Source organism: Enterococcus sp. AZ197, from assembly GCF_050556405.1.
GTDB lineage: Bacteria > Bacillota > Bacilli > Lactobacillales > Enterococcaceae > Enterococcus > Enterococcus faecalis.
In genome coordinates, this window is the sequence record NZ_CP187873.1 from 2345001 (window position 1) to 2371186 (window position 26186).

Here is a 26186-nt window from a genome sequence, read left to right on the forward strand (position 1 = left end):
TGCAACCCCACATCCTTTTCCACTTAACATATATTTTGGGACCTTAGCTGGTGGTCTGGGCTGTTTCCCTTTCGACTACGGATCTTATCACTCGCAGTCTGACTCCCGGATATAAATGAATGGCATTCGGAGTTTATCTGAATTCGGTAACCCGAGATGGGCCCCTAGTCCAAACAGTGCTCTACCTCCATCATTCTCAATTCCGAGGCTAGCCCTAAAGCTATTTCGGAGAGAACCAGCTATCTCCAAGTTCGTTTGGAATTTCTCCGCTACCCACACCTCATCCCCGCACTTTTCAACGTACGTGGGTTCGGTCCTCCAGTGCGTTTTACCGCACCTTCAACCTGGACATGGGTAGATCACATGGTTTCGGGTCTACGACTACATACTCATTCGCCCTATTCAGACTCGCTTTCGCTGCGGCTCCGTCTCTTCGACTTAACCTCGCATGCAATCGTAACTCGCCGGTTCATTCTACAAAAGGCACGCCATCACTCATTAACGAGCTTTGACTTGTTGTAGGCACACGGTTTCAGGATCTATTTCACTCCCCTTCCGGGGTGCTTTTCACCTTTCCCTCACGGTACTGGTTCACTATCGGTCACTAGGGAGTATTTAGCCTTGCGGGATGGTCCCCGCGGATTCCGACGGAATTTCTCGTGTTCCGCCGTACTCAGGATCCTCCTAGGTGTTGTTAGCATTTCGTCTACGGGGCTTTCACCCTCTTTAGCGGAATTTTCCAAATCCTTCAACTATACTAACAGACTACCATATTGGAGTCCTACAACCCCAACAAGCAAGCTTGTTGGTTTGGGCTCTTCCCGTTTCGCTCGCCGCTACTCAGGGAATCGAATTTTCTTTCTCTTCCTGCAGGTACTAAGATGTTTCAGTTCTCTGCGTCTACCTCTAATCAGCTATGTATTCACTGAAAAGTAATATCCTATAAAAGATATTGGGTTCCCCCATTCGGAAATCTCTGGATCATAGCTTACTTACAGCTCCCCAAAGCATATCGGTGTTAGTCCCGTCCTTCATCGGCTCCTAGTGCCAAGGCATCCACCGTGCGCCCTTATTCACTTAACCTTATCAACCTTACGGTTGGGTCTTGATCACTTCTTCTAGCGATAGAAGGTTAATCAATAAATAAGCAATTGAACTTATTAAAAAACTCATTCAACGCGGTGTTCTCGGTTTGTTTTGATTCTTTTTACTTCAATATCCAGTTTTCAATGAACGAATCTGATAGCAAAAGCTATCAATGGAGCCTAGCGGGATCGAACCGCTGACCTCCTGCGTGCAAAGCAGGCGCTCTCCCAGCTGAGCTAAGGCCCCGAACTTATTTGATTGAGAGTAGACCTCTCAAAACTGAACAAAGTAAAGACGAAATGTGTATTTCCGTAATATTCCTTAGAAAGGAGGTGATCCAGCCGCACCTTCCGATACGGCTACCTTGTTACGACTTCACCCCAATCATCTATCCCACCTTAGGCGGCTGGCTCCAAAAAGGTTACCTCACCGACTTCGGGTGTTACAAACTCTCGTGGTGTGACGGGCGGTGTGTACAAGGCCCGGGAACGTATTCACCGCGGCGTGCTGATCCGCGATTACTAGCGATTCCGGCTTCATGCAGGCGAGTTGCAGCCTGCAATCCGAACTGAGAGAAGCTTTAAGAGATTTGCATGACCTCGCGGTCTAGCGACTCGTTGTACTTCCCATTGTAGCACGTGTGTAGCCCAGGTCATAAGGGGCATGATGATTTGACGTCATCCCCACCTTCCTCCGGTTTGTCACCGGCAGTCTCGCTAGAGTGCCCAACTAAATGATGGCAACTAACAATAAGGGTTGCGCTCGTTGCGGGACTTAACCCAACATCTCACGACACGAGCTGACGACAACCATGCACCACCTGTCACTTTGTCCCCGAAGGGAAAGCTCTATCTCTAGAGTGGTCAAAGGATGTCAAGACCTGGTAAGGTTCTTCGCGTTGCTTCGAATTAAACCACATGCTCCACCGCTTGTGCGGGCCCCCGTCAATTCCTTTGAGTTTCAACCTTGCGGTCGTACTCCCCAGGCGGAGTGCTTAATGCGTTTGCTGCAGCACTGAAGGGCGGAAACCCTCCAACACTTAGCACTCATCGTTTACGGCGTGGACTACCAGGGTATCTAATCCTGTTTGCTCCCCACGCTTTCGAGCCTCAGCGTCAGTTACAGACCAGAGAGCCGCCTTCGCCACTGGTGTTCCTCCATATATCTACGCATTTCACCGCTACACATGGAATTCCACTCTCCTCTTCTGCACTCAAGTCTCCCAGTTTCCAATGACCCTCCCCGGTTGAGCCGGGGGCTTTCACATCAGACTTAAGAAACCGCCTGCGCTCGCTTTACGCCCAATAAATCCGGACAACGCTTGCCACCTACGTATTACCGCGGCTGCTGGCACGTAGTTAGCCGTGGCTTTCTGGTTAGATACCGTCAGGGGACGTTCAGTTACTAACGTCCTTGTTCTTCTCTAACAACAGAGTTTTACGATCCGAAAACCTTCTTCACTCACGCGGCGTTGCTCGGTCAGACTTTCGTCCATTGCCGAAGATTCCCTACTGCTGCCTCCCGTAGGAGTCTGGGCCGTGTCTCAGTCCCAGTGTGGCCGATCACCCTCTCAGGTCGGCTATGCATCGTGGCCTTGGTGAGCCGTTACCTCACCAACTAGCTAATGCACCGCGGGTCCATCCATCAGCGACACCCGAAAGCGCCTTTCACTCTTATGCCATGCGGCATAAACTGTTATGCGGTATTAGCACCTGTTTCCAAGTGTTATCCCCCTCTGATGGGTAGGTTACCCACGTGTTACTCACCCGTCCGCCACTCCTCTTTCCAATTGAGTGCAAGCACTCGGGAGGAAAGAAGCGTTCGACTTGCATGTATTAGGCACGCCGCCAGCGTTCGTCCTGAGCCAGGATCAAACTCTCATAATAAAAGTTAGAACAATCTTGCGATTGTTAAGCTCAATTTGTTTGCTAGCATATTGCTTGCTTGTTAAAAATGTTTGTTGTCTTGAATTGAATCAAGACGCCCTACACATTTGGTTCGTCTATTCTTTGTTCAGTTTTCAAAGGTCTACGTTACCTCGCAGCAACTTTTATATCATAACAAACTTTCGTTTGAATGTCAAGAACTTTTTTAAAAAAGTTTTTTAAGTTGTTTTGCTCGGTTGTTGTCGTCTGTTGTGACAACTTCTATACCTTATCATCTCGTTTGTTATTTGTCAACAATTTTTTTGTTGTTTTTTCAAACTTTTTTCGAGAGATTTGAAACCAAGAATTGTTATTTAATTATTGATTTCTGAATCGCTCAGCTGTGTGACTCGCCTTGCGACATGTAATAATATATCAAGATTTTGATGTTTGGTCAACACTTTTTTTCAAAAAAATTAAAAGAAGTTTTCAATCTGTTTTCATTCTTTTCAATTATTTCGTTTTTAAACTTTTTAAATCCTAATTGTCTATCAAAACAGTTTAATTCCTTACTAAAAATCGAACAATTTGAATCATATATTTGAAATAGTTCGATTAACTTTTTTACGTCCAACATAAAAAAAGAAAGAATCTGTTCGATTATCGACAGATTCTTTCTTTTTTGTTTAAAACATTGGGACACCTTCAATATGATATTTTGACCAAATCGTTTTTAATTCTGCAGGTGCTACCCATGTATAGTCTTTATCCATTTCATTTTTAAGTGCTTGTTCATCCATCTCGAAGACAAACAGCGGAACATTTTCTTTATTGATATGCGCGTTAGTTAATTCTACTAAGCTAATTGAAGTAACGTCCAATTGAACCTCTTCTTTGAACCATTGTAGCATACTAGCTAAACCCGTCATCTCATCAGAAACTTTTGCCATCGCAAACTCAATCGCTTCACCTATTGGATGCATCAAAAATTTTTTACTACCATCGTTTAAGTTCAGTATGATTGTTCCAGCGACTTTTTTGTTAGACACGACATCCACCTCAATTAATTTTTAGATTCACTAACAAAAGAAATTGTAACACACTTTCTGAAAAAATACAGAATTATTTTTCAAGCAACTTATCCATTGCTTCATCAATCCATTCTGGAAGTTCTTTGTCTAAGGTTGCAAAGCCAATTTTTTTATTCTTATCCGTAAAATATTTTTTGCGTCGATGGTTCACTGAATGAACTTTGTCTTCAAGGGTTCGTAAAGATAAGCTAATCTTTTGAGAATATTCATCAACATCAATAACTTGAACGGTTACTTTTTGTCCAACGGTTAAGAGTCCATGGATATTTTTGGTAAAGCCAGCTTGTACTTCCGAAACATGAATCAGTCCTTGTGTTTCTTCGTCTAAAGAAACAAATGCGCCATATGGTTGAAGTCCGGTAATTGTGCCAGAAAGTACCATACCAATTTTGTACTTCATCAAATTTCCTCTTTTCATACGATAAATTTCTTTTTCCGTTTCTACTCATTTAAAATAATAGCATTTTTTCAACGTTTGTGCATTATTTCTTCCCTAGTTGTTAAAACTATTGTTTCATCTTTTAAGCAAAATCTACTATACTATAGGAAGTAAGACTTTATATAGAAGAAAAGGAGTTATCTTATGTTTAATTTTAATGAAACCATTGATCGTCGCCACACGAATTGTGTTAAATGGGACACCGTTGAAACGAGTTACCACGAAAAAGATTTACTACCTTTATGGGTTGCTGATATGGATTTCAAGGTACATCAGCCTATTCTTGATGCCTTGTCACAAGTTATTGAACAGGGCATTCTAGGATATGCAGTTGCACCTAATGAACTGTATCAAGCAATTCAAGATTGGCAACGGCAACACCATCAATTGATTGTTGAAAAAGAAGAAATTTTGTTTAATAGTGGCGTGGTACCCAGTTTGGCCACAGCCGTTCAAGCGTATACAGCACCTGCTGATTCTGTCATGATTTGTGATCCAGTCTACCCCCCTTTTGCAGATGTGGTAAAACAAAATGAGCGTAGACTTGTGCGCCATTCTTTACTAGAAGTTAACGGACATTATGAAGTTGATTTGGTTAAAATGGAACAACAGATAATCGAAGAAAAGGTGAAACTGTTACTTTTTTGTAATCCCCATAATCCTGGTGGACGTGTTTGGACAAAAGAAGAATTGCTGGCAATTGGCCGTTTATGCCAAAAACACCAAGTAACTGTGGTTAGCGATGAAATTCATCAGGATTTGATTTTCAAACCGCATACCTTCACTTCCTTCACTGTCGCTGATGATGCATTTAAGGAATTCACTGTTACCTTAACCGCAGCAACGAAAACCTTTAATTTAGCGGGGATTAAAAATTCAATGCTGTTCATTCCTAATGAAAAACTACGGCAATCTTTCGTATCTTTACAAGACAAAAATCATCAAGGCGGCATCAATACTTTTGGCTACGTTGGAACGGCAGCTGCCTATCAAACAGGGGAGGAATGGCTAACGGCATTACTTGATTATTTAAAAGAAAATATTGATTTTGCCCTTTCTTTTTTCCGTGAAGAGCTGCCTAGCGTTCGTGTAATGGAGCCTGAAGGGACCTATCTTTTATGGTTAGACTTTAGTTCTTATTCACTAACGGATCGAGAACTTCGCGATACCTTAATTCATAAGGGGAAAGTGGTTCTAAATCCAGGAATTAGTTTTGGTCCCCAAGGTTCTCAACACATGCGTTTAAACTTAGCTTGTTCAAAAGAAACTCTCGAAGAAGGCCTTTTACGTATCAAAAAAGCCTTTAATTAAAAACAGCTGTCCTAGTTTTTAGGACAGCTGTTTTTAATTCTTTCTTTTGCGTTTAGCTAAATAAACTCTGACGAACCAGATACCTGAAAATAGAAGTAAAATTTCTCCAATTATGATTGTATAAAATCCTGGTTCATGAACGATTCCTTGCTGATCTACATACGTAAAAAACGTTCCTATAAATGGGAGTATTACTGCAAACAAAGCCAAGGCCATTGGATATCTGTATTTTTCTAACAAATTCGCTTCCTCTCCTTCTATTCTTTAACTCAGTATCCTATAAAGACTTCATTAAAAGAAGCGATTTGGATGCTTTTAAAAAAAAGTTAGTCGTTTTAAGAAAAAAATAAAGAGTACCAACGAATTTGTCCCTCGTTGGTACTCTCTTTTTCAATTGGTTAAACTTATTCACCAATGATTTCAACTGTGTCCATCACGACGTCAAATGTTGGACGGTCTTGGGCATCCCGTTGGACTCCACCAATTTCATCCACTACATCCATACCATCAACAACATGACCAAAAACAGTATGACGGAAGTCTAACCAAGGTGTTCCGCCTTGTTTGTAAGCTTCAATAATTTCTTCTGGAAAACCAGCATCTTCTAACTGACTCATCATTTGAGCTGGAACATTTTGATTAGTAACAACAAAGAATTGGCTGCCATTTGTGTTAGGACCAGCATTTGCCATTGACAATGCGCCGCGCAAATTGAAAACATCCCGAGAAAATTCATCCTCAAATGCTTCTCCATAAATACTTTCGCCGCCCATTCCTGTTCCGGTTGGGTCACCGCCTTGAATCATAAAATCAGGAATCACACGATGGAAAATAACGCCATCATAGTAGCCCTTTTTCGCTAATTCAACAAAATTTTTAACCGTTTTAGGCGCTTGTTCTGGGAATAATTGAACAGTGATGTCGCCTCGGTTTGTTTTAATGACCGCTTTTGGGCCTTTAGCATTTTCTAAATCTAATTGTGGAAATTGTGACATGAGAATGTCCTCCTAGATAATTATTTTATAGTTCCATCATATCGAAAAATGCTGAAAATTGCTATGATCTTTTTCCAATGATTAAAGAATGCTTTGATTCGTTAGCCAAACTTGCTTTTTTCGAAAAGCCGTGCTATTTTGTGAAGTGTTCGCAAAACGATCAATAGTTGTCTCAACCCTAAATGAATTAGGAGGAATTTTCAAATGTCTGATGAAAAAGATATTTATGATTTAACGATTATCGGCGGCGGTCCTGTTGGATTATTTGCCGCTTTTTATGCGGGAATTCGTAAAGCGAAAACGAAAATCATTGATAGCCTGCCGCAATTAGGTGGTCAGCTAACAATGCTGTATCCCGAAAAATATATTTATGATATTCCTGGATTCCCTGCTATTAAAGCCGGTGAGTTAATTGCCAATTTGGAAAAACAGATGCAGCCATTTCAGCACGATGTTTGCTTGGAAGAAGAGGTCACACACCTTGCACAGGAAGCAGATGGACTTTTGCGCTTAGACACAACTAAAGGCACACATTATTCTAAAACGGTTATCTTTGCGATTGGTAACGGCGCTTTCCAACCTCGACGTTTAGCTATCGAAAATGTTGAAGCCTTTGAAGGTGAGTCAATCCATTATTATGTGACTGACATGAAAAAATTCGCTGGCAAAAAAGTTGCGATTGCTGGTGGCGGCGATTCCGCAATTGACTGGGCTTTAATGCTAGAAAACGTCGCAGAAGAAGTATCTATTATCCATCGTCGCCCACAATTTCGCGGCCACGAACATAGCGTGGAACAACTGGAAAAATCTAGTGTTTCTATCAGAACTCCCTATATCATTAGTGATATTTTAAAGGAAAACGAAACGTTCACAGGCATCCAATTAACGGAGACAAAAGGTGACCAAACATTGGATCTCCCTCTGGATGATTTAATTATCAATTATGGCTTCACTTCTTCTTTAACACACCTCAAAGAATGGGGATTAGACGTTTCTAGAAATGCTATTAATGTTCATTCCGATATGTCAACTAACATTCCTGGTGTATACGCTGTAGGGGATATCTGTTCCTATGAGGGAAAAGTGAAATTAATCGCTACAGGCTTTGGTGAGGCACCTACTGCCGTAAATAATGCTTTACATTACTTACGGCCCGATGCTCGACGTCAACCAGTTCATAGTACAAGTTTATTTGAAAACGGCGTACCTAAATAAGGTTAGCACTGGACTTTAGCAGTTTTTAAGCCAAGGACAAAAATCTAAATCGGATTTTTGTCCTTGGCTTTCTGCTTTACTGAAAAGCCTTTCTTTTTCTCTTTTAAATTTATTTTTGATACAATAAAAAGTGCTAGGAGGAAGAAAGATGAACCAACCAATTATTTATTTAAATGAAGTATTCAACGAAGAACAACTGGAACAAGTGAAAGCTGTGGCACCCAATTATCTAGTTAAAACATCTACCGATCATTTATCATCTGCTGAAGAAGAGGCCATCGAAATTATGTTAGGCTGGCATAAAGAAATTGGTCCGCGTTTATTAGCATCTGATACTAGTCACCTAAAATGGATTCAGCTCATTTCTGCTGGTGCTGATTATATGGATTTTGATAAATTAAGAGAAAAAGGCATTCTGTTGTCTAATGGTAGCGGAATCCATAGTGTTTCTATCTCAGAACATGTTTTAGGCGTTTTATTAGCACATACCCGCGGACTGCAAGAAAGTATCCAACAACAAATGCAACACACATGGAATCAAACAGCCCCTTCCTATCAACAACTTTCTGGGCAAAAAATGTTAATCGTAGGCACCGGGCAAATCGGACAACAATTAGCTAAATTTGCTAAAGGTTTAAATCTTCAAGTTTATGGCGTGAATACCTCTGGACATGTGACGGAAGGCTTCATTGAATGCTATTCACAGAAGAATATGAGTAAAATTATCCATGAAATGTCCATTGTTGTGAACATTCTTCCTTTGACTGAAACAACAAAACATTTATACAATCAGGCACTTTTTGAAAAAATGGCTCCTGAAACAATTTTCGTAAATGTTGGTCGAGGCGCCTCAGTAGCAACGAACGATTTGATAACTGCCTTAAACAATAAAACCATTGCTTTTGCTGCCTTAGATGTCTTTGAAGAAGAACCTCTTCCCGAAGATAGCCCTTTATGGGAGATGCAGAATGTTTTATTAACACCTCATATTTCTGGCATGACACCGAAGTTCAAATCAAAATTACTGGCGATTTTTATTCCAAACTTAAATCAATTTGTGACGGATCAGACCCTCGTCAAAAACCAAGTTTCCTTAAAAAAAGGCTATTAACTCAAAAAAGGCCTTCAACCATCTTTCAAGTAATTGCATGGTTGAAGGTTTTTTTTTTGCTATTTTTTACCAGATAACCTTGAAGTTATCATTTGTCGACGCTTGAATGATTGGATGTTTTTTTAAATATTCTGCAATCAGTTCCGTCATATCAATTTGAATTTCTCGAATAATTTTTTCAGGTTGGAACATTTGATAGTTTCCGCCACCGACTGCTCGGTATTGATTTGTCACGATTTCCAAAACATCTTCTGCTTGCACTGCTTTGCCATGATAATTAAGTTTCGTCACTCTTTCACCAAACGGTTGTCTTAAATCAAGCGTATACTCAATGCCTTCATACATATCATAATTATAGTATTGTGGTTTTGGATCGACATATTTCGGGTTAAAAATTGGTTGGCCTTTTTCTAACACAAAATAAGTAGCGCTTTGTTCTAACGCTTCACGGAGGTCTTGTCCAGTGACACGCAATACAGCCAAAGTATTTGGATAAATGTAGTTGGTAATGATATCGCGCATCGTAATTTGATTATTAAATCCTTTGCCTTCATTGTTAAAAAGTGCAGTCCCTGAAATATCCGTTCCGCTTGAAGCCATTTGGACGTTATTAATAAATTCTATATATGGATGTTCTTTGAGGCGTACGGCATTCGGATTTTGAATCGTCATATCCCCTTCCACATTTCCCACTGGTTGGTCAAGCCACTCTTCTACCTCGTCATGTAACGCTGTTGTCAAAGCTAAAATTTCTGCATCTGGTTGTTCGTTTCCAACAGGATGAATAGCTGCGTCACTTCCAATAACGCGATAGCCTTTAGCCATAGGTTCAATTTCTAAAGTAATTTCTCCAACAAAAGCTCCTCGAAAACCTGGTTGAATCACAGGTATTCCATTCAGTTTTGTAGCAATTTCTCGATGTTGGTGACCAGTGACTAAGGCATCAATCCCAGGAACTTTTTCCAATAAATCGTAGCCTTCATTTTCTCCTGTTAGTAATTCCGTGGGTTCCCCTGTTTCTAAATCTTTTTCAAAACCGCCATGGTAAGCGACAACAACTAGATCCGCTTCTTCCCGCAGTTTTGGCACGTATTCTGCCGCTGTTTCAACGACACTTTTAAACGTTAAATCTTTGACTGTTGCCGGCTGTTCCCAATGAGGAATATATTGAGTCGTCACGCCAAGGATGGCTACTTTAATCCCTTGTTTTTCTATGATGACATACGGCTGACCGAAATAAGGTTGTCCATCTTTACCAAGGATATTGGCAGCTAAAACTGGCTGTTGATAACTGGCAATCGTTTCCTTTAAATAATCTAATCCGTAATTAAATTCATGGTTACCTAAAATGCTAACATCATAATTCATTTGATTAATGATTTTAGTGATGGCTTCCACTGAATGTGTTTCTGCTTTTCTTACGTAGTAACTAAGCGGCGAACCTTGAATAAAATCCCCATTTTCAATTTGAAAAACTGGTCCTTTGGCAGACGCCCGTAACTTTTTCAGCATGGTTGCTGCTTTTGCGGTTCCAAAAGGCAAATCCATCTTTTTTTCACTATAACTTGTTGGCATAATGTACCCATGCATATCACTTGTTGCTAAAATTTTTATTTGCATTTTGTTTCTCTCCTTCTTCCACCCAAAAGAACAGGAAGGTTAGAACACGAGCCATAACGACTCAGATCCCAACCTCCCACGTCTGTTTATTTATTGATTATTGGTTCCATGCTTGTTCAAATTGTGATGTTGCATCTTTCAATAATTTTTTCGTGTCTTTATTTGATGAAGCAAAAATACTTTCCATAATTGTCCGCATTTCATTATAGGCTGAATCAGCATTTTCTTCTACTGGGATAGCGAATAAATCTTTTACTGCGTTTTCAAGTTGTGCAGGTACTTTGGTTGTCTTAGAATTTTTGTACTCATCACTGTGTAAAACAGATTCTAAAATTGGCATATAACCTGTTTGTTGTGCCCAGTACAATTGTGAATCAGGCGTTGCTAAGAATTTCATGAATTCAAATGCCGCTGTCCGTTGTTCTGGCGTAGCACTATCGAACATATAAATATCTGTTCCTTGTTGTAAGTTGATTTTTTCAGGACGTGGTGCAACACCGTATTCATAGCCACCAGCTTCAGCATCTTTTTGAACAAAACCAGCACCAGCAATACTACCGACAAACATTGCTACCTTTTTGTTTGCAAATGGGCCAGATAAATATTTATCTGAACCAGCTGTGCGGAAGTAACCTGCTTCGATACCATCACGGTAATAGTCCACGACTTCTTGTGAATCTTTGCTTGTTAAATCTAAGTCTTTATTAAAATCAACGCCTTTGTTTTTCATTCCAATTGCGTAATAGTTATTTAACGAGTCAAAACCAGCACCAACGACTTCTTTGTTGGATTTTTCGTAAATTGTTTTAGAAGCTTCTTTTAATTCCTCTAATGTTTTCGGTACTTCAACACCATATTCTTTCAACAAATCAGCATTATAGAATAACATTTCTGTCGATTTATTAAATGGAATGCCGTATTGTTTGCCGTCGATTTTGGCGCCGTCTAACAATACTTCACGAATTGGCTCTGCATCTTTCCAGCCGATTGTGTCATCATCCATATATGGTTTTAAGTCCACTAACATTTCATCTTGTGCAGCATTCCATAACCAGCCTGGGTACGCTTGCGTAATTGTTGGTAAATCTTTTGGTGAAGTTAAAGTCGAATTGATTTTGGCTTGTAAATCAGGGTAAGCAGATTGATTTTGTAATTCCACTTTAATTTTTGGATTTTCTTTCATGAAGTCTTTCGTTAATTTTGTTAACGCTTCTTCTTGAACCCCATTCATTGCATGCCAGAAAGTGATTGTCGTATCTTCCTTCACTTCTTTCACAATATCGTTTGATTCTTTGGCCCCATTACCGTTACCACAAGCCCCCAATGCGAAAATAGCTGCGGTTGCTAACACTGTTGTTGCTAGAGTTTTGAACTTCATTTTTTTCTCTCCCTTAAAAAAATTTATAAAACAATTTGCTCGCCACGTTCTGGCAATATTCTTTCACCATACGGGTTTTCCAGTTTTTCTGGTTTTAACGTATGGATTGGAACCAATACTTGAGGTTCAATCAATGCAATAATTTTATCCAGATCTTCTGGAATTGCATGTCCTGAACAAGCTAAGCGGACAAAAGTAATGTCTTTTTTAGCCAACAAATCTAAAAACACGCGATACTGTGGATCAAAGTCCCCTAACGGTTGTGCATCACTGTGAATGTATAAACTACCTTCTTGGAGGTTGTCAAACTGGTTCACAACTTGCCACAAATAGTCTGTTTTGTCCTTTAGTAACGTGTCATACGGGATTTCTAACGCTGGATTCAATTCTGGTATTTTACCAGATTCAGCATAATAATAACGAACTTCTATTCCAAATACTTCAAGTAACAACGCAGCCATATTTGCTTCTAAAACGACTGTACGTGGTGACTTTTCAATAATCTTAGCAAAACGTTCCACGTTTGCTGGATAACCATTAAAGGTAATTTGTCGATTCGGGTTTTCTAGTTCTAAACGAACCAAGTGCTGAACAAGATCTTCTTCACTGACAACCGCTATTTGGGCTGGATCTGGTTCACGTTCTGGGAAGCTAATGCTTACGCCTTCCATCATTAATAATTCAGTATGTTTGGCTTTTTCACAAAAAGCTAAAGTCTCTTCACGATTATGGCCATGTAAGCGCAAATCACCTGTGTATGTGATGAAATGGTCAGGCGTGCGAATCAGTAATGCCGAAGCACCGTACGCGTCATGATCAACAGGTACGATTTCCACTGAAATTTCGCCAACTTTAATCACATCGTTTTTATTAAGACCAATCATTTCTCGGGTAAAATTCTTTTCTTCAAACGGTGATGGAATCAAAAAATCACCTTTGCGATTTAAACTATTTAGAATCATTTTCGTTTCTTTTAGGGTGTACAACGGAACAGCTGGGTCTAAATAATTAATCATGCGTGAATGATCTAAGTGGGCATGAGATAAGAAAACAGCGGTGTGTTGATACTCTTTGTCTTCTGCACCATGATATTCATAACCTAAACGTGGATCGTATAAGTCTTTTAATTCTGGCACTAAACGATTATTAATTAAGGTTTCAATGTGATCATCAGGCAAATCTAATTCTGGTCGAAATTCTGTACCAAAATCAAAGAAGATGTGGGCATCTTTATACGCCACTTCAATCACGGTTCCTCCAATTGTTAAAATGCCACTGTGAAAAGTCACAGTTGTTTTAGCCTTTGATTCCATTTTTTGCAACTCCTCTGATAATTTCTTTTCTGAAAATCAAGTAAATAATTAAAATTGGAATAACGGTTAATGTTGCAGCAGCCATTTGTAAATGTACGTCACTACCGCTCTCTGTCGCAAAGGCCGATAGTCCATTATTCAATAGACGGTATTTTTTCTCGTTCGTCACCAACAATGGCCACAAGAAAGAATTCCAACTAGAAATGAATGTTAAAATCCCTACTGTTACCAACGCTGGTTTTGACATTGGTACTAAAATACGCCAAATATATTCTAAATCACTAGCGCCATCAATCTTGGCAGCCTTGTAAAAAGTATCAGGAATACCTTTTAAATAACCGTTTAAATAGTAAATATAAAAAATACTAGTTAAAAATGGAATAATTAAGGCGCTGTAAGTATTTAACAAACCTAATTGCGCAATCGTTTGATAATTGGTAAAAATAATAGATTCATACGGAACCATTAACAACGAAATCATCAAAGCAATGACCACATTTTTAAAACGGAACTTCAAACTCGTTAATGCGAATGAAGCTAACACGGCGGTGACTACCGTAGCAATCGTTGTAACGCCTGAAACAAAGACTGTGTTCAAGAAATACCGAAGAAAGGGTGCTTTTTGAAAGACCTCTGTGTAGTTTTGCCATTGTGGTTGTTTTGGAAACATGGTTGGCGGCATGCTGGTCGCTTCAGAGTAACTCATTAAACCAGCTAAAATCATATAGACAAATGGAAATAACGTAATAACGGCTAAAATGCCTAAGAAAACAAATGCGATAATCGTTAAAACTTTTTTCATTGGCTTATTGCCCCACTTTCTTTAAGAGTTTATTTTGTAAGAAAGTGACCACTAAAATAATCACAAATAAAATCACTGTGGCGGCCATCGCAATTCCGGGACGCCCTGCAATGTGGAATTTGTCATAAATATAGTACACTGCGGTTGTGGCACTATTGGCAATCCCCGCACGACCACCGAATAAAGCATAAACTTGTGTATAAACTTTAAAGGCGCCAATTAAATTGACCGTTAATAAAAAGGCAATGGTCGGGACTAGCTGCGGAAACGTAATACGTCGGAAAATTTCGCCGTCTGAGGCGCCAAACATTTTTGCAATTTTAAAATGTTCTTCATCAATATTTCTCAACCCAGCCAACAAAATAATAATATTAAATGCTAAACTCGTCCAAACCCCAAAAATAATCAATGTCGGCATACTCATTTGAACATTATCTAGCCAGTTGACAGAAGGAATGCCGAAAAAGCCTAAGAAGTAATTGACAATTCCATAATCGCCATTAAAGAAGTAACGGAAGACAATCCCAATGGCAATCGTACTCGTTACATAAGGCATAAAGAAAATCGTTTCAAAGAAACTCTTATGTTTAACTTTTTCAAAGATAATCCAAGCAATTGCTAGGGAAATTATCAAGGCAATCGGTACCACAGCAAATGCATAGAGCGCTGTATTTTTTAACGCTTTATAGAAGATTGGATCATTCAATACACGTTGATAATTTTCTAAACCAGCGTAGCGTTGGTTAATTAAGGAACCTTTTTGGAAGCTCATCCACAAAGAACGAAACAGTGGATAAACGCTAAACAGTAAAATGATTCCTAATGATGGCAGAAGGAAGAGCCATGCTTTTGGTTGATTTTCTGGATTGTATTTTTTCATTAGTAAACCCGGTCTCCCGCTTCGTTAAAGATAAATACTTTTTTATATGAAAAATCAAAAGATAAAGTGTCTCCTTCTTCAATCGCTTCTTCTACACTTACAATTGATTTCACTTGTTCATTTCCTAATGTAAATCGTAAAATACGTTCTCGACCAATCAATTCCACTAAATCTGTCGTTGTGGTAAAGAGACCTGTTTCAGTTGGTACCACATCTTCTGGACGAGAAGCAAACGTATATTTCCCGTCAGTCATTGGCATTTTAAAGCGTGCTTGCTCAAAACGCTCAAGCGGAATTTCAAAACTTTCGTGGTACATTTTGCCGTCTTTCACTTCAACAGACAATAAATTAATAATTGGGTTACCTATGAACTGAGCAACAAATAAGTTATTTGGTTCTAAGTAAAGGTTTTGAGGTTCATCATTTTGTTGAATAACCCCTTCGTTTAATAAAATAATTTTATCACTGATTGATAGCGCTTCCTCTTGGTCGTGCGTTACAAAGATTGTTGTAATCCCTACTTCTTTCACCAAGCGGCGGATTTCTTCACGAATTTTCAAACGCAAACGTGCATCCAAGTTACTTAAAGGCTCATCTAATAATAAAACATCTGGTTTTTGAACTAACGCCCGGGTAATCGCAACACGCTGTTGTTGACCACCAGAAAGTGTGCCTGGCTTTTTATGGCTTAACTCTTCAATATTCGTTAGTTTCATATATTCTTCGGCAATAGCTTGTGCCTCTGCCTTAGGAACTTTCTTACTTCCTACCGTCAAAGGAAACATTACGTTTTCTAGAACAGTCATATGTGGATATAAGGCATAGTTTTGAAAAACGAACCCGATGTTCCGATCTTTTGGTGCTGTTTTGACAACCGATTGCTGTCGAAACTGAATATCTCCATCACTTGGATGTAATAAACCTGCAATTAAGTTTAAAATTGTGGATTTCCCACACCCACTTGGTCCTAACAAACAAACCAAGTCCCCTTGCTCAATCGTAAAATTGACCGATTTTAACGCTTCAAACCCATTATCGAATACTTTTTTCAAGTCGATAACTTCTATCATGACCCAACCTCCAAAAAAACATTTAATAGCATACCTTTTGATTTTAACATTTATTTCTTGCAACCGCGAGAGCAAAGCTGTTTCATTAAGATAAAAATAGGTAAAGTTAATGTATTTTTTATGTAAAAAATGTTGTTTTTCTGAAAAGCCTGTTTACACTTTTTTTAACGCATAACAAAAAAGCAGAGAATTTTTCTCTGCTTTTTTGGTTATTTTTTAGAATCTTTTTCTGATTCCTTTACAATATAAATTGGTCGTTTTTTCGTTTCTAAGAAAATTTTGCCGATATATTTGCCAATAATTCCTAAACATAATAGTTGCAAACCACCTACAAAAAGTACAATACAAACCATTGAAGGCCAGCCGCTTGTTGGATCACCATTAACTAATGTTCGAAAGATAATCACTAACATTGCTAGTGCAGAACCAATACACGAAAAGGCGCCAACGTATGAAGCAATATTCAATGGTGTCTCTGAAAAATTGACAATCCCGTCAATTGAATAACTTAATAGACTCCAGAAAGACCAAGAGGTTTCTCCAGCAATTCGTTCTCGATTTTTAAATTCAATATATTCTGTTTTAAAACCGACCCAACTAAAAATCCCTTTTGAAAAACGATTATACTCAGATAACTCTAAAATCGCATCGACCATTTGTCGGGTCATGACACGAAAGTCACGGGCACCATCCACCATTTCCGTCTCAGCAATTCGATTAATGAGTTTATAGAACATCCGTGCAAACAAGCTACGAATGGGCGGTTCGCCGTCTCTTGTTATGCGTCGTGTGCCAACACAATCTAAATCTGTACTGGTTTCAATCATCTCAATCATTTGAGGTAATAACTCGGGCGGGTCTTGTAAATCAACGTCCATGACTGTCACTAAGTCACCTGTTGCTTCTTTTAAACCAGCGTATAAGCCTGCTTCTTTCCCAAAATTTCGTGAAAAAGAAAGATAACGGACCTTCTCTGGATGTTCGCGATAAAGCTGTCTTAAAACAGCTAACGTCTTATCTTTTGAGCCATCATTCACAAATATATATTCTACTGAATGAGACAGTTGCTGGCTAATTTTTTCTACTTCTTCAAAAAACAGCGGAATCGCTGCTTCCTCATTATAACAAGGGACAACAATTGATAACATTTTATTTCCTCCACACTTCAGTTAATTATCATTATACCATATAATAGCCTTATTAAATAACGATATCCAACTAAAAATAACTTAAATAGAAAGAACCTGAGAAAAAATCCAAAACGATTTTTTCTCAGGCTGACTAGCGGTTAAACGAAAGCAACAGAAATAGTCCTACGCACTACTTCAGCCTCTTTTGTTTAGCACTAAAATTATTTTGTTAAATCTTCTTGGTTTGCTTCAAATTGATAACGCGGTTCATCATTCTTTTCATCATAATCAACAATCAAATCATACCCTTTAAAGAACCAATCATCTGTTTCTTCAATAAAATAGGTAATCCCATCTAGGTTCTCTTTAATCATTGGCTCATCTGGCGCTTCTACAGACATCGCAATGGAAAAACCATCATGAACAGGTGTTTTTCCGTAAATTTTTCCGAAAAAACGAATGCCTGTCTCAGGCTGAACCCCGGTTTCTTCTTTAAACCATTGTTGGGCTTTCGGTGTCACTTCTAATTTCATTCTTTGTTCCTCCTTCACATCTCTGTCGCCATTTATTGTAGCACAGCGCAGTGCTTTTAGAGAATAAAGTGCTTAGCCATTCATTTTTTCATCTAATAAATCCACGTCTGCGGTATCACCGATAACTAATAAATTGTCGTTTTCTCGAACAATTTCAGAAGCATCTGGCGAAGCAATTACTTCTGTTTTCGAGCGGCGGATCGCTACCACAGTTAAACCAAATCGCTGACGGAAATTTAATTCTGCTAAGGTTTTATTGTAAAATTTAGGATTGGTGACCCGAACCTCAGCTAATGAAAATTCGCTAGATAATTCAATATAATCTAAAATATTGCGTGAAACAAGTTTGTGAGCAATTCGAATGCCCATATCCCGCTCTGGGTGAACGACCATGTCTGCCCCAATTTTATCTAAGACACGGGCATGATATTCATTGACTGCTTTGGCTAAGACATTGGGAACCCCCATCTCTTTAACCATTAATGTTACTAAAATACTCGCTTGAATATCTTCACCAATTGCCACCACTACGTGATCAAAATTCCGAATCCCTAAAGAACGCAACGTCATTTCATCTTGGGCGTTAGCCACCACTGCATGCGTTGCAATATTCATATATTCATTGACACGGTCTTCACTGCTGTCAATGGCCAAAACTTCTTGACCAGCTTCCACCAAAGTTTGGCATATGCTGCCGCCAAAACGTCCTAAACCAATAATTGCAAAATTTTGTTTCATTTCTTCTGACCGCTCCTGTCTGTTCGTTAAAATTAGTATAACAAATCCATAAATAAATTCCTAGAAGGATTTCCTAGAATTTATTTATGGATTTATCTGATATTTATTTGGCTAAACCATGTTGAAAAGCATAAATCGCCGCTTGGGTCCGATCATCCACATCTAGTTTTGCTAAAATGTTTGAAACATGTGTTTTAACTGTTTTCAAAGTGATAAAGAGTTCATCAGCTATTTCCTGATTACTTTTACCTTGTGCAATCAACATTAAAATTTCGTGTTCCCGGTTTGTCAAATCTTCGTGCAACACCGGCTCTTGTTTTTTTGTTAACCGTTCCATCATCTTATGCGTCACTTCAGGTTCCAACACACGCTCTCCGCGATAAGTCGCCCGAATTGCATCAGCAATCTCATGTGCTGTTGATGTTTTTAATAGGTAGCCCGCTGCACCAGCTTCAATCGCCGGATACACTTTTTCATCATCAATAAAACTCGTCACAATAATAATCTTGGCTTCTGGCCAATCTTTCAAGATCGCTTTTGTTGAATCAATGCCGTCCATTTCTTCCATTACCAAATCCATCAAAATAACATCTGGACGTAGTTCCAATGCTTTTTCATAGCCAATCTTACCATTTTCTGCTTCGCCTACGACTTCTATATCCTCTTGAATAGATAAATATGATGAAACGCCTAAACGGACCATTTCATGGTCATCCACTAACATTACTTTGATCACTTGCAGTTTCCTCCTTTATGACAGGAACTTTAATTTCAACGCTGGTTCCCTGCCCTTTAAAACTAATAATTTTAACTGTACCGCCCATGCCGACAACACGTTCTCGGATATTATTTAAGCCATAACTACCGGCTTTATTACTTTGTTCCTTCATATCAAAGCCGACACCGTCATCAACAATACGCAATAGCACGTTTTTATCGACTTGGTGTAAGTATACCTCTAATTCCTTTGCTTTGGCATGTCTTAAGGTATTTGAAAGTAATTCCTGCACAATTCGGAAAAGATGATCCTCAATGCTGCTATTTAAATGAACATCTTCAACATCCCAAATCAATTCAATTTTAATTTTTGTTTGTAGTTCTTTCAGTAATTGTTCAATACCTTTACGCAAACTTTTTCCTTCTAGACTGATAGGACGCAAGTGCAATAGTAACGCGCGCATTTCCGATTGGGAGGCGTTAATGATTTCTGCCACCATGGCTAGTTGTTTACGATATGGTTCCGGGGTTTCTGTTCGTTGTGCTTGTTCATTTAAGGCAGACAACATCATCATGGCTGCAAAAAGTTGTTGACTGACTGAATCATGCAACTCCCGCGCCAAACGATGCCGCTCGTTCTCTAAAATTTCTTCTTTTGTTTGCCCATCCATTAATTGCGGTCGACTGTTTAATAATTGCAATTCTTTAGACATCTCTAATAATTTATTTTTAATCGACCAAATATCTTGTTCGACTTCGGTTAGATAATGGTCTTGATTTTCACTGGTCGTTGGTTTGTTTAAGACTGGACTTTCATAATTACCGTTGGCCAATAACCGAAGTTTTTCTTCAATCCGTCCATATTGCCCTTTTTGAACCAATGAAATCAGTAAAAAGGTCAATAAGCCTATTAGTAAGGATATGAGAACAATGTGCACAATTAGTGGTAAATAAAAGACTTTTCTCTGAAGAAGCTCTAATAACCACCGGTTTTGTTTAATCGAATGAAAATATGAAAACAATGTAATTAAGATAACAATAAAGGTGCTAAGGGACGCATATAATGAAATCATGCGTCTTGAAATCCGATCGGTCATACACGGATCACCTCAACATCTCCTACTAAAGTGTTCGTCATAATTTTCAAACGACGAAGATTGGTATCATAATCATTGCTGTAAATTTTTAATGATTCGTTTTTCAATTGATATTTTTCTTCTTCAAAACGTACCGTTCCGTAAAAAGTTGAATGTTCTAACAAAATAGCTACACCTAACGGCACTAGAATTCGCGTGCGGCCAAAACCTTTACGAATAATAATAATATTGTCTTCTTTCGGTAGTAGCGTATTACCTAAATCAATAATGGTGTCCCCAGAGATTAAATCAATATTGATATCGTCCCATTCATAGATATTGTTACCAATGCGTTCGTTGGCAAACCAGCGGCGTTTAAATCGTTTGCCATTTTTAGGTTCTTTTGCCGCCGTCTCCACCATAATCATTTGTTTTTTACGCCAAGGTGCTCGCTCAGCTATATCCACGCCTGAGATCTCAAAGCCTTTTAAGCCGATAAAGAGTACGCCAAAAATCAACATAAACCAAACAGCCGTGCTGTTCATTGCACCAATGACAATAAAAACAACGCCGAGGACGAATTGAAAGTTGTTAAAATGTGTTTTAGATGCTTTCCTGGAAACGTAGGCCACAAGTAAAACGCCAATTGTTAATAAAACAGCTAATCCAGGATTATGTACAATTTGCCATAACGCCAGAATAAAAAGTAATGCTTCTGCGACGATAAAAAAGCGCCAAGGGTTATTCATAGATTTGCCTCCTCCCTCTGTCATTTATTTTACTCGTTTATTTTATTTAATCATAGTGGTTTGCGCCTCAGGTTACCATAGGACTTTAGCCCTAAATGTCTTAGATTGCGAAAGGACAGGCCTTGGAAGCTGCCTGCCCTACTCAATTATTTAGTTTGCTTCAACTTTTGTAATTTTAACTGTCATGTCGCCACCAGGTGTTGCAATAATCACTTGGTCACCTAATTGTTTACCAATTAAGGCTTGCGCAATCGGTGAATCGTTAGAAATTTTACCAGAAAATGGATCGGCTTCGGCACTTCCTACGATTGTGTATTCCTCTTCTTCTCCATCAGGCAATTCTTGGAAAGTAACTGTTTTACCGATGGAAACTTCGTCTTGGTCCACGCCATCATTATCGATGATTTCTGCAAAACGAATCATATTTTCTAACGTTGTAATACGTCCTTCAACGAAAGCTTGTTCATCTTTAGCTGATTCATACTCTGAGTTCTCTGAAAGATCCCCAAAGCTACGAGCGATTTTAATACGCTCTACGATTTCTTTACGTTTAATTGTTTTTAATTCTTCTAGCTCTTGTTCTAATTTTTCTTTTCCTTCAAGAGTCATTGGATATACTTTTTCTACCATGTTAATTCTCCTTTTTCGCTTAACGATACGTAGTTCTTGGTTGGTTATTGAAAAAAATTCCGCTTTCAATCCACAAAAGAGTACCACGCTTTTTCTAAATTGTAAATATAATTATTGAATTTTTGTGATTTTGCTAAATTTTATTTATATAAATTTCTAGTTGCTACTCTTTCCCTCTGTTAAACAGATTACTTTTTGAGTATCTAAAAGCTTGGTGAATCATACAAAATTGATTCACCAAGCTCTTTTATGTTTTCATTTTATTCACTACTTGAATTATTGACATACTGATCTACTAATACTTGATGTTCTTCATATGTTTTTGAGAAGTAGACTTTTCCTGTAGAAATATCTGCTACAAAGTATAAATAGTCACTTGGTGTCGGATTCAAGACTGCTTTAATTGACTCCTCACTTGGGCTATCTAATGGTCCTGGTCCATAACCAGTATTTTTATACAAGTTATAAGACGAGTCCACTTCCAAGTCAGCATACGTTACAGTTTCTTTGTGTTCTCCTAGAGCATACAAAATAGAAATATCTGATTGGATTGGCATATCGGCAGCCAAGCGGTTAAAGAATACTTGCGCAATTTGTTTGCGGTCTGCTTCTTTGACTCCTTCTTTTTCAACCAATGAAGCTAACGTTAAGACTTGCTGATTGGTTAAATTCTTTGCATGAATTGTCGGCGTATATTGTTCCATTACTGTGTTCATTTTAGCAATCATTTGTTCGACAAATTCAGGAAGTGTTGCTTTTTTGTAGTAATCATAAGTTGCCGGGAACAAATAGCCTTCTAAGCGATAACGAACACCTTCTGCAGTTGCAGCACTTTCAAGTAAATCAGGATACTTAGCTTTCATTTGATTGAAGAAGTCTTCGTTTTTCATTAATGCAATGAAATCTGCTTTCTTGAAATCTGTATTTTTTTCAATAGCTTCGCCAATTTTATCTATATCGTAGCCTTCAGGAATCGTTACTTTGCCATCTGCAATTTTAGTTGGTTCTGGCGTACCTCCTTCTTTTAGCATTTCACCAATTTCATCGAGTGTCATGCTTGGAGACATTTGATAATAGCCCGCTTGAAAATCTGTTAAGTTTTTAAATTTTACGTAGTAGTTAAAAACCATTCCGCTTTTAATGACGTTGCTTTCTTCTAAAACCGCAGCAATTTGCTTATTAGAAGATCCTTCTGGGATATGCACTTGAACAAGCTTCTTATTGTTCTTGTCTAGTGGCTGTAGCCCAGCATCTACATATTTATAAAAAGTAAACCCAAAGATTGCCATCATTAAAACTAATACAGAAACTACAATTAACACGATACGACCGACTAAACGATCTTCTTTTTTACGTGTTTGTTTTTTTGTATTTGTTGGCTTTTCGTCTGTTTCAATCGGGGTTGGCTCTTCGACTGTCTGTGTTGTCTTGTCTTTCCCACGTCTTCGAGCAGCTCTAGAACCTGCACGTGTTTGTGTTGTGCGGCTCGCTGTTTCTTGTGATTCATCAGATGAAGGTTGGGGTGACCTATCATTTTTTTCAGAGGAATCAGGTTGATCGCCATCATTTCTACCATTTAAAGACCCAGTTACTTGATCTCTAAGCGAAGATTTGGGATCTTGGTTATTTTGGTTATCATTAGCCAAAACTAACCCTCCTTACTATTCTATCGTTTATGACTGAAACTATTATACATGAAACCTCTTTAAAATTAAATGTTTTTAATAAAAAGACCGTCATTCCCCGATAAAAAATTCATCATTGATAACGTTTAAAGCCTATGATGGCGCTTTTCTATTGAAACGATAATAAATCTTAAAATCCTCCTAAATTTATCGAAAATCCATTTTCTATTAAGAATTTCGTAGCAAAATAGCACCTAAGTCTTTAGGCGAGTGTACTAGGAATGTCGCTCCCGCCTCTTGTAACTCTGTTTCTTCACCAAATCCATACAAGACACCTATACTATCTAAGCCATTTTGTTGAGCACCAAGAATGTCATGATTACGATCACCAACCATGATAATTGCTTCTTTGGTTGGGTCTAGTTGAGCTTCCGTTAATGCATACTGAATCACATCTGCTTTTTTAGAACGATGACCGTCCATACTCGCTCCATAGATGCCTGTAAAATAACGATCTAAATCAAAATGAGTAATAATCTTTTTAGCAAATTCTTCTGGCTTGGAAGTCGCAATGTATAACTTTGCTCCCGCTTCCTTTAACCTTATTAGTACCTCTGGGATCCCTGGATACACATGATTTTCAAACATACCTTTTCTCTGATAATACGCTCGATAATGACCCACGGCTTGTTGCGCTGCTTCAGCTGAAGGCGCCATGTGCAAAAATGACTCATATAAAGGCGGCCCTATGAAAGAACGTAACGTCTCCTCGCTAGGAGCTGGCCAGCCTAATTGTTCTGTTGCGTACAAAATAGAACGCATAATGCCGCTACCAGAATCCGTAATTGTGCCATCTAAATCAAATAAAATCGTTTGATACATCTTCACTTCACTACTTTCTAGCATTTTTTGTCTAATTGATTCTTCAAAATAAGATACGCAAAAGAAGCACATTTTTCAGCGCTTCTCTGCCTTTTTATTTATTTTGCTGTAAACGTATCTGGTTTTTTATCTGATTGCTGCATTTCATAGGCAATGGCTTCAACGATTCGACGGCTAGCTTGACCATCCCCATACGGATTTTGTGCATGCGCCATCGCGTGGTAAGCATCAGAATCAGTCAATAATGTTTTTGTCTCTTGATAGACTACTTGTTCGTCTGTACCAACCAATTTCAATGTTCCTGCCGCTACGCCTTCTGGACGTTCCGTTGTATCTCGTAAAACTAAAACTGGCACACCTAAGGAAGGAGCTTCTTCTTGCACACCGCCAGAATCAGTTAAAATTAAAGCACTTTTCGCTGCAAAATTTTGAAAATCTTTGACATCCAATGGTTCAATTAAATGCACACGAGCTAATTCACCTAAGTGTTCCGCTACTATTTCACGGACTTTGGGATTTTTGTGCATAGGGAAAATGACTTCAATTTCTGGATGTTCCATTACAAGCCGACGAACAGCTTTAAACACATTTGCCATTGGCAGGCCTAAATTTTCACGACGATGCATTGTAATTAGCACGATGCGTTGGTCTGTAGGGATTTTTTCCAATAAATCATTTTGATAGTGGGCATCAACAGTGTACGCCATCGCGTCAATCGCTGTATTGCCAGTTACATAAATATGTTCTTCTGGATGATTTTCTTTGATTAAATTGTCCTTACTTTGAGTGGTTGGGGCAAAATAAATATCCGTTAACACATCTACCAGTTGACGATTCATTTCTTCCGGAAACGGAGAATATTTTTGCCAGGTCCGTAATCCTGCTTCCACATGTCCCACCGGAATCTGTTGATAAAAAGCAGCCAATGCAGCCGCAAATGACGTGGTTGTATCGCCATGAACCAAGACAATATCCGGCTGTTCTGTCACAAGAACCTCAGTTAATAAATTCAAAACACGACTTGTAATATCTGTTAAGGTTTGCCCATCTTTCATGATATTTAAATCATGATTCGGTGTAATTTGAAAATCTTCTAACACTTGATCCAACATTTGGCGATGTTGCGCTGTTACGACTACTACAGAGTCAAATCCTTCACTTTGCTCTTCTAAAACTTTGATTAAGGGCGCCATTTTGATCGCTTCTGGCCGTGTTCCAAAAACCGTCATTACTTTAATTTTCTTCATCATTTTCCTCCTAATTCTATGTTAGTTTCGGGTATTTTTGTTGGCGAAATTCTTCTGCTCGTTGAATATAATGTAAGGCGTTCGTATGATTACTGGCTATTTCTGCTGCCGTTAACGGACGGATAACCTTCGCGGGTCGACCAAATGCTAAAACATTTGGCGGGATAATTTTGCCTTCTGTCACTAAAGAGCCCGCACCAATCAGGCTGTTTTCTCCAATAATAGCGTTATTTAGAATGGTTGAACCCATGCCAATCAAAGCACCATCACCGATTTCACAACCGTGTAACATGCATTGATGGCCCACCGTTACATACTTGCCTACAATTGTCGGGGCATCTTCATCAACATGAATAATCGTGCCATCTTGAATATTACTACCTTCACCAATGGTAATTGTGTTACTGTCACCTCTTAAGACCGACTGAAACCAAATATTACTATCCTTTGCTAGTTGTACGTTTCCATAGACATCTGCACTAGCAGCAATAAAATACTCTTTTTTCAAACTCTGTCACCTCTTTTCATTAAGTATAGACAAGAATTCCTCACTTTCATAGTAAAAAAGACAAGAAAAGAGCGTGGGACAAAAATCACTTTGGATTTTTGCTCCACGCTCAAAAAATGATAAACGGCGGGAACAAAAGCAACTCCTTCGGAAATAAGCCGGAATTCTCCAAAAA

At 38.7% G+C, this 26186-nt stretch carries 25 protein-coding genes, 1 tRNA gene and 2 rRNA genes (1 of these 28 only partly in view); 3 read left to right on the forward strand and 25 right to left on the reverse strand.

The window, feature by feature from the left end:
• The 6 genes from IGK82_RS11360 to IGK82_RS11385 all read right to left on the reverse strand — a co-directional run.
• Positions 1–1083 (reverse strand): 23S ribosomal RNA (locus IGK82_RS11360) (it extends 1830 nt beyond the left edge of the window).
• Between the two features lie 176 nt (positions 1084–1259).
• Positions 1260–1332 (reverse strand) — tRNA-Ala (locus IGK82_RS11365).
• A 79-nt stretch (positions 1333–1411) separates the two neighbouring features.
• Positions 1412–2972 (reverse strand): 16S ribosomal RNA (locus tag IGK82_RS11370).
• Together the 16S and 23S rRNA genes with 1 tRNA gene alongside form the textbook arrangement of a ribosomal RNA operon.
• 433 nt (positions 2973–3405) lie before the next feature.
• Positions 3406–3654, reverse strand: coding sequence for a hypothetical protein (locus IGK82_RS11375; RefSeq protein WP_002387756.1), 249 nt, complete (start codon positions 3652–3654; stop codon positions 3406–3408).
• The gene (locus tag IGK82_RS11380; RefSeq protein WP_002385270.1) at positions 3638–4009 is read right to left on the reverse strand and encodes a hypothetical protein; all 372 of its coding nucleotides are present in this window, start codon (positions 4007–4009) and stop codon (positions 3638–3640) included. Before IGK82_RS11380 ends, IGK82_RS11375 begins: the two co-directional genes overlap by 17 nt.
• A 64-nt stretch (positions 4010–4073) precedes the next feature.
• Positions 4074–4442, reverse strand: a complete 369-nt coding sequence (locus IGK82_RS11385; protein WP_002365178.1) for a CvfD/Ygs/GSP13 family RNA-binding post-transcriptional regulator — start codon at positions 4440–4442, stop codon at positions 4074–4076.
• A 183-nt stretch (positions 4443–4625) separates the two neighbouring features.
• On the opposite strand from IGK82_RS11385, the gene IGK82_RS11390 reads away from it, so the two are divergent.
• Entirely contained in the window at positions 4626–5792 is a 1167-nt protein-coding gene (locus IGK82_RS11390) for a MalY/PatB family protein (RefSeq protein WP_010709900.1), read from the forward strand.
• Between the two features lie 33 nt (positions 5793–5825).
• Here the strand turns inward: IGK82_RS11390 and IGK82_RS11395 are convergent, their stop codons facing one another.
• Positions 5826–6032, reverse strand: a complete 207-nt coding sequence (locus IGK82_RS11395) for a DUF3955 domain-containing protein (RefSeq protein WP_002355151.1) — start codon at positions 6030–6032, stop codon at positions 5826–5828.
• 164 nt (positions 6033–6196) lie between these two features.
• Positions 6197–6787, reverse strand: a complete 591-nt coding sequence (locus tag IGK82_RS11400) for a peptidylprolyl isomerase (RefSeq protein ID WP_002355150.1) — start codon at positions 6785–6787, stop codon at positions 6197–6199.
• Positions 6788–6991: 204 nt separating this feature from the next.
• Here IGK82_RS11400 and IGK82_RS11405 point away from each other — a divergent pair, with 204 nt between their 5' ends.
• The gene (locus IGK82_RS11405) at positions 6992–8002 is read left to right on the forward strand and encodes an NAD(P)/FAD-dependent oxidoreductase (RefSeq protein ID WP_002368301.1); all 1011 of its coding nucleotides are present in this window, start codon (positions 6992–6994) and stop codon (positions 8000–8002) included.
• 148 nt (positions 8003–8150) lie between these two features.
• Positions 8151–9113 (forward strand): phosphoglycerate dehydrogenase, encoded by a 963-nt coding sequence (locus IGK82_RS11410; RefSeq protein ID WP_002355148.1) that lies wholly within the window; start codon positions 8151–8153, stop codon positions 9111–9113.
• Positions 9114–9179: 66 nt separating this feature from the next.
• On the opposite strand, the gene IGK82_RS11415 is transcribed toward IGK82_RS11410, so the two are convergent.
• The 17 genes from IGK82_RS11415 to IGK82_RS11495 all read right to left on the reverse strand — a co-directional run bounded on the left by IGK82_RS11415 (position 9180) and on the right by IGK82_RS11495 (position 26011).
• Positions 9180–10733, reverse strand: coding sequence for a bifunctional metallophosphatase/5'-nucleotidase (locus IGK82_RS11415; protein ID WP_002361119.1), 1554 nt, complete (start codon positions 10731–10733; stop codon positions 9180–9182).
• Positions 10734–10830: 97 nt separating this feature from the next.
• Entirely contained in the window at positions 10831–12111 is a 1281-nt protein-coding gene (locus tag IGK82_RS11420; protein ID WP_002359172.1) for an extracellular solute-binding protein, read from the reverse strand.
• A gap of 23 nt (positions 12112–12134) precedes the next feature.
• Positions 12135–13424 (reverse strand): MBL fold metallo-hydrolase, encoded by a 1290-nt coding sequence (locus IGK82_RS11425; protein WP_002359171.1) that lies wholly within the window; start codon positions 13422–13424, stop codon positions 12135–12137.
• A complete protein-coding gene (locus IGK82_RS11430) occupies positions 13408–14226 on the reverse strand; it encodes a carbohydrate ABC transporter permease (protein WP_002355144.1) in 819 nt (272 codons plus the stop codon). Before IGK82_RS11430 ends, IGK82_RS11425 begins: the two co-directional genes overlap by 17 nt.
• A gap of 4 nt (positions 14227–14230) precedes the next feature.
• Positions 14231–15106 (reverse strand): carbohydrate ABC transporter permease, encoded by an 876-nt coding sequence (locus tag IGK82_RS11435; RefSeq protein ID WP_016622205.1) that lies wholly within the window; start codon positions 15104–15106, stop codon positions 14231–14233.
• Positions 15106–16239 (reverse strand): ABC transporter ATP-binding protein, encoded by a 1134-nt coding sequence (locus IGK82_RS11440; RefSeq protein WP_002385276.1) that lies wholly within the window; start codon positions 16237–16239, stop codon positions 15106–15108. Before IGK82_RS11440 ends, IGK82_RS11435 begins: the two co-directional genes overlap by 1 nt.
• 146 nt (positions 16240–16385) lie before the next feature.
• Complete coding sequence (locus IGK82_RS11445; protein WP_002407364.1) at positions 16386–17324, reverse strand: glycosyltransferase family 2 protein; 939 nt, start codon at positions 17322–17324, stop codon at positions 16386–16388.
• Positions 17325–17527: 203 nt separating this feature from the next.
• Positions 17528–17857: a HesB/YadR/YfhF family protein gene (locus IGK82_RS11450; RefSeq protein WP_002355140.1), complete on the reverse strand. Its 330-nt coding sequence runs from the start codon at positions 17855–17857 to the stop codon at positions 17528–17530.
• Positions 17858–17911: 54 nt separating this feature from the next.
• Positions 17912–18577 carry a potassium channel family protein gene (locus IGK82_RS11455; RefSeq protein WP_002355139.1) on the reverse strand — a complete coding sequence of 222 codons (666 nt, stop codon included), beginning with the start codon at positions 18575–18577 and terminating at the stop codon, positions 17912–17914.
• A gap of 103 nt (positions 18578–18680) precedes the next feature.
• Positions 18681–19313 (reverse strand): response regulator, encoded by a 633-nt coding sequence (locus IGK82_RS11460; protein WP_002355137.1) that lies wholly within the window; start codon positions 19311–19313, stop codon positions 18681–18683.
• Positions 19288–20391, reverse strand: a complete 1104-nt coding sequence (locus IGK82_RS11465; protein WP_002365182.1) for a sensor histidine kinase — start codon at positions 20389–20391, stop codon at positions 19288–19290. Before IGK82_RS11465 ends, IGK82_RS11460 begins: the two co-directional genes overlap by 26 nt.
• A complete protein-coding gene (gene liaF, locus IGK82_RS11470; RefSeq protein ID WP_002381168.1) occupies positions 20388–21119 on the reverse strand; it encodes a cell wall-active antibiotics response protein LiaF in 732 nt (243 codons plus the stop codon). Before liaF ends, IGK82_RS11465 begins: the two co-directional genes overlap by 4 nt.
• 150 nt (positions 21120–21269) lie before the next feature.
• Entirely contained in the window at positions 21270–21749 is a 480-nt protein-coding gene (gene greA / locus IGK82_RS11475; protein WP_002355133.1) for a transcription elongation factor GreA, read from the reverse strand.
• 260 nt (positions 21750–22009) lie between these two features.
• The gene (gene mltG / locus IGK82_RS11480; RefSeq protein WP_002387309.1) at positions 22010–23395 is read right to left on the reverse strand and encodes an endolytic transglycosylase MltG; all 1386 of its coding nucleotides are present in this window, start codon (positions 23393–23395) and stop codon (positions 22010–22012) included.
• Positions 23396–23602: 207 nt separating this feature from the next.
• Complete coding sequence (locus IGK82_RS11485) at positions 23603–24280, reverse strand: HAD family hydrolase (RefSeq protein WP_002399507.1); 678 nt, start codon at positions 24278–24280, stop codon at positions 23603–23605.
• 74 nt (positions 24281–24354) lie between these two features.
• On the reverse strand, positions 24355–25506 hold the full coding sequence (gene wecB, locus IGK82_RS11490; RefSeq protein WP_016622204.1) for a non-hydrolyzing UDP-N-acetylglucosamine 2-epimerase: 1152 nt from the start codon (positions 25504–25506) through the stop codon (positions 24355–24357).
• Positions 25507–25519: 13 nt separating this feature from the next.
• Positions 25520–26011: a gamma carbonic anhydrase family protein gene (locus IGK82_RS11495; protein WP_010709902.1), complete on the reverse strand. Its 492-nt coding sequence runs from the start codon at positions 26009–26011 to the stop codon at positions 25520–25522.
• Between the last annotated feature and the right edge of the window lie 175 nt (positions 26012–26186).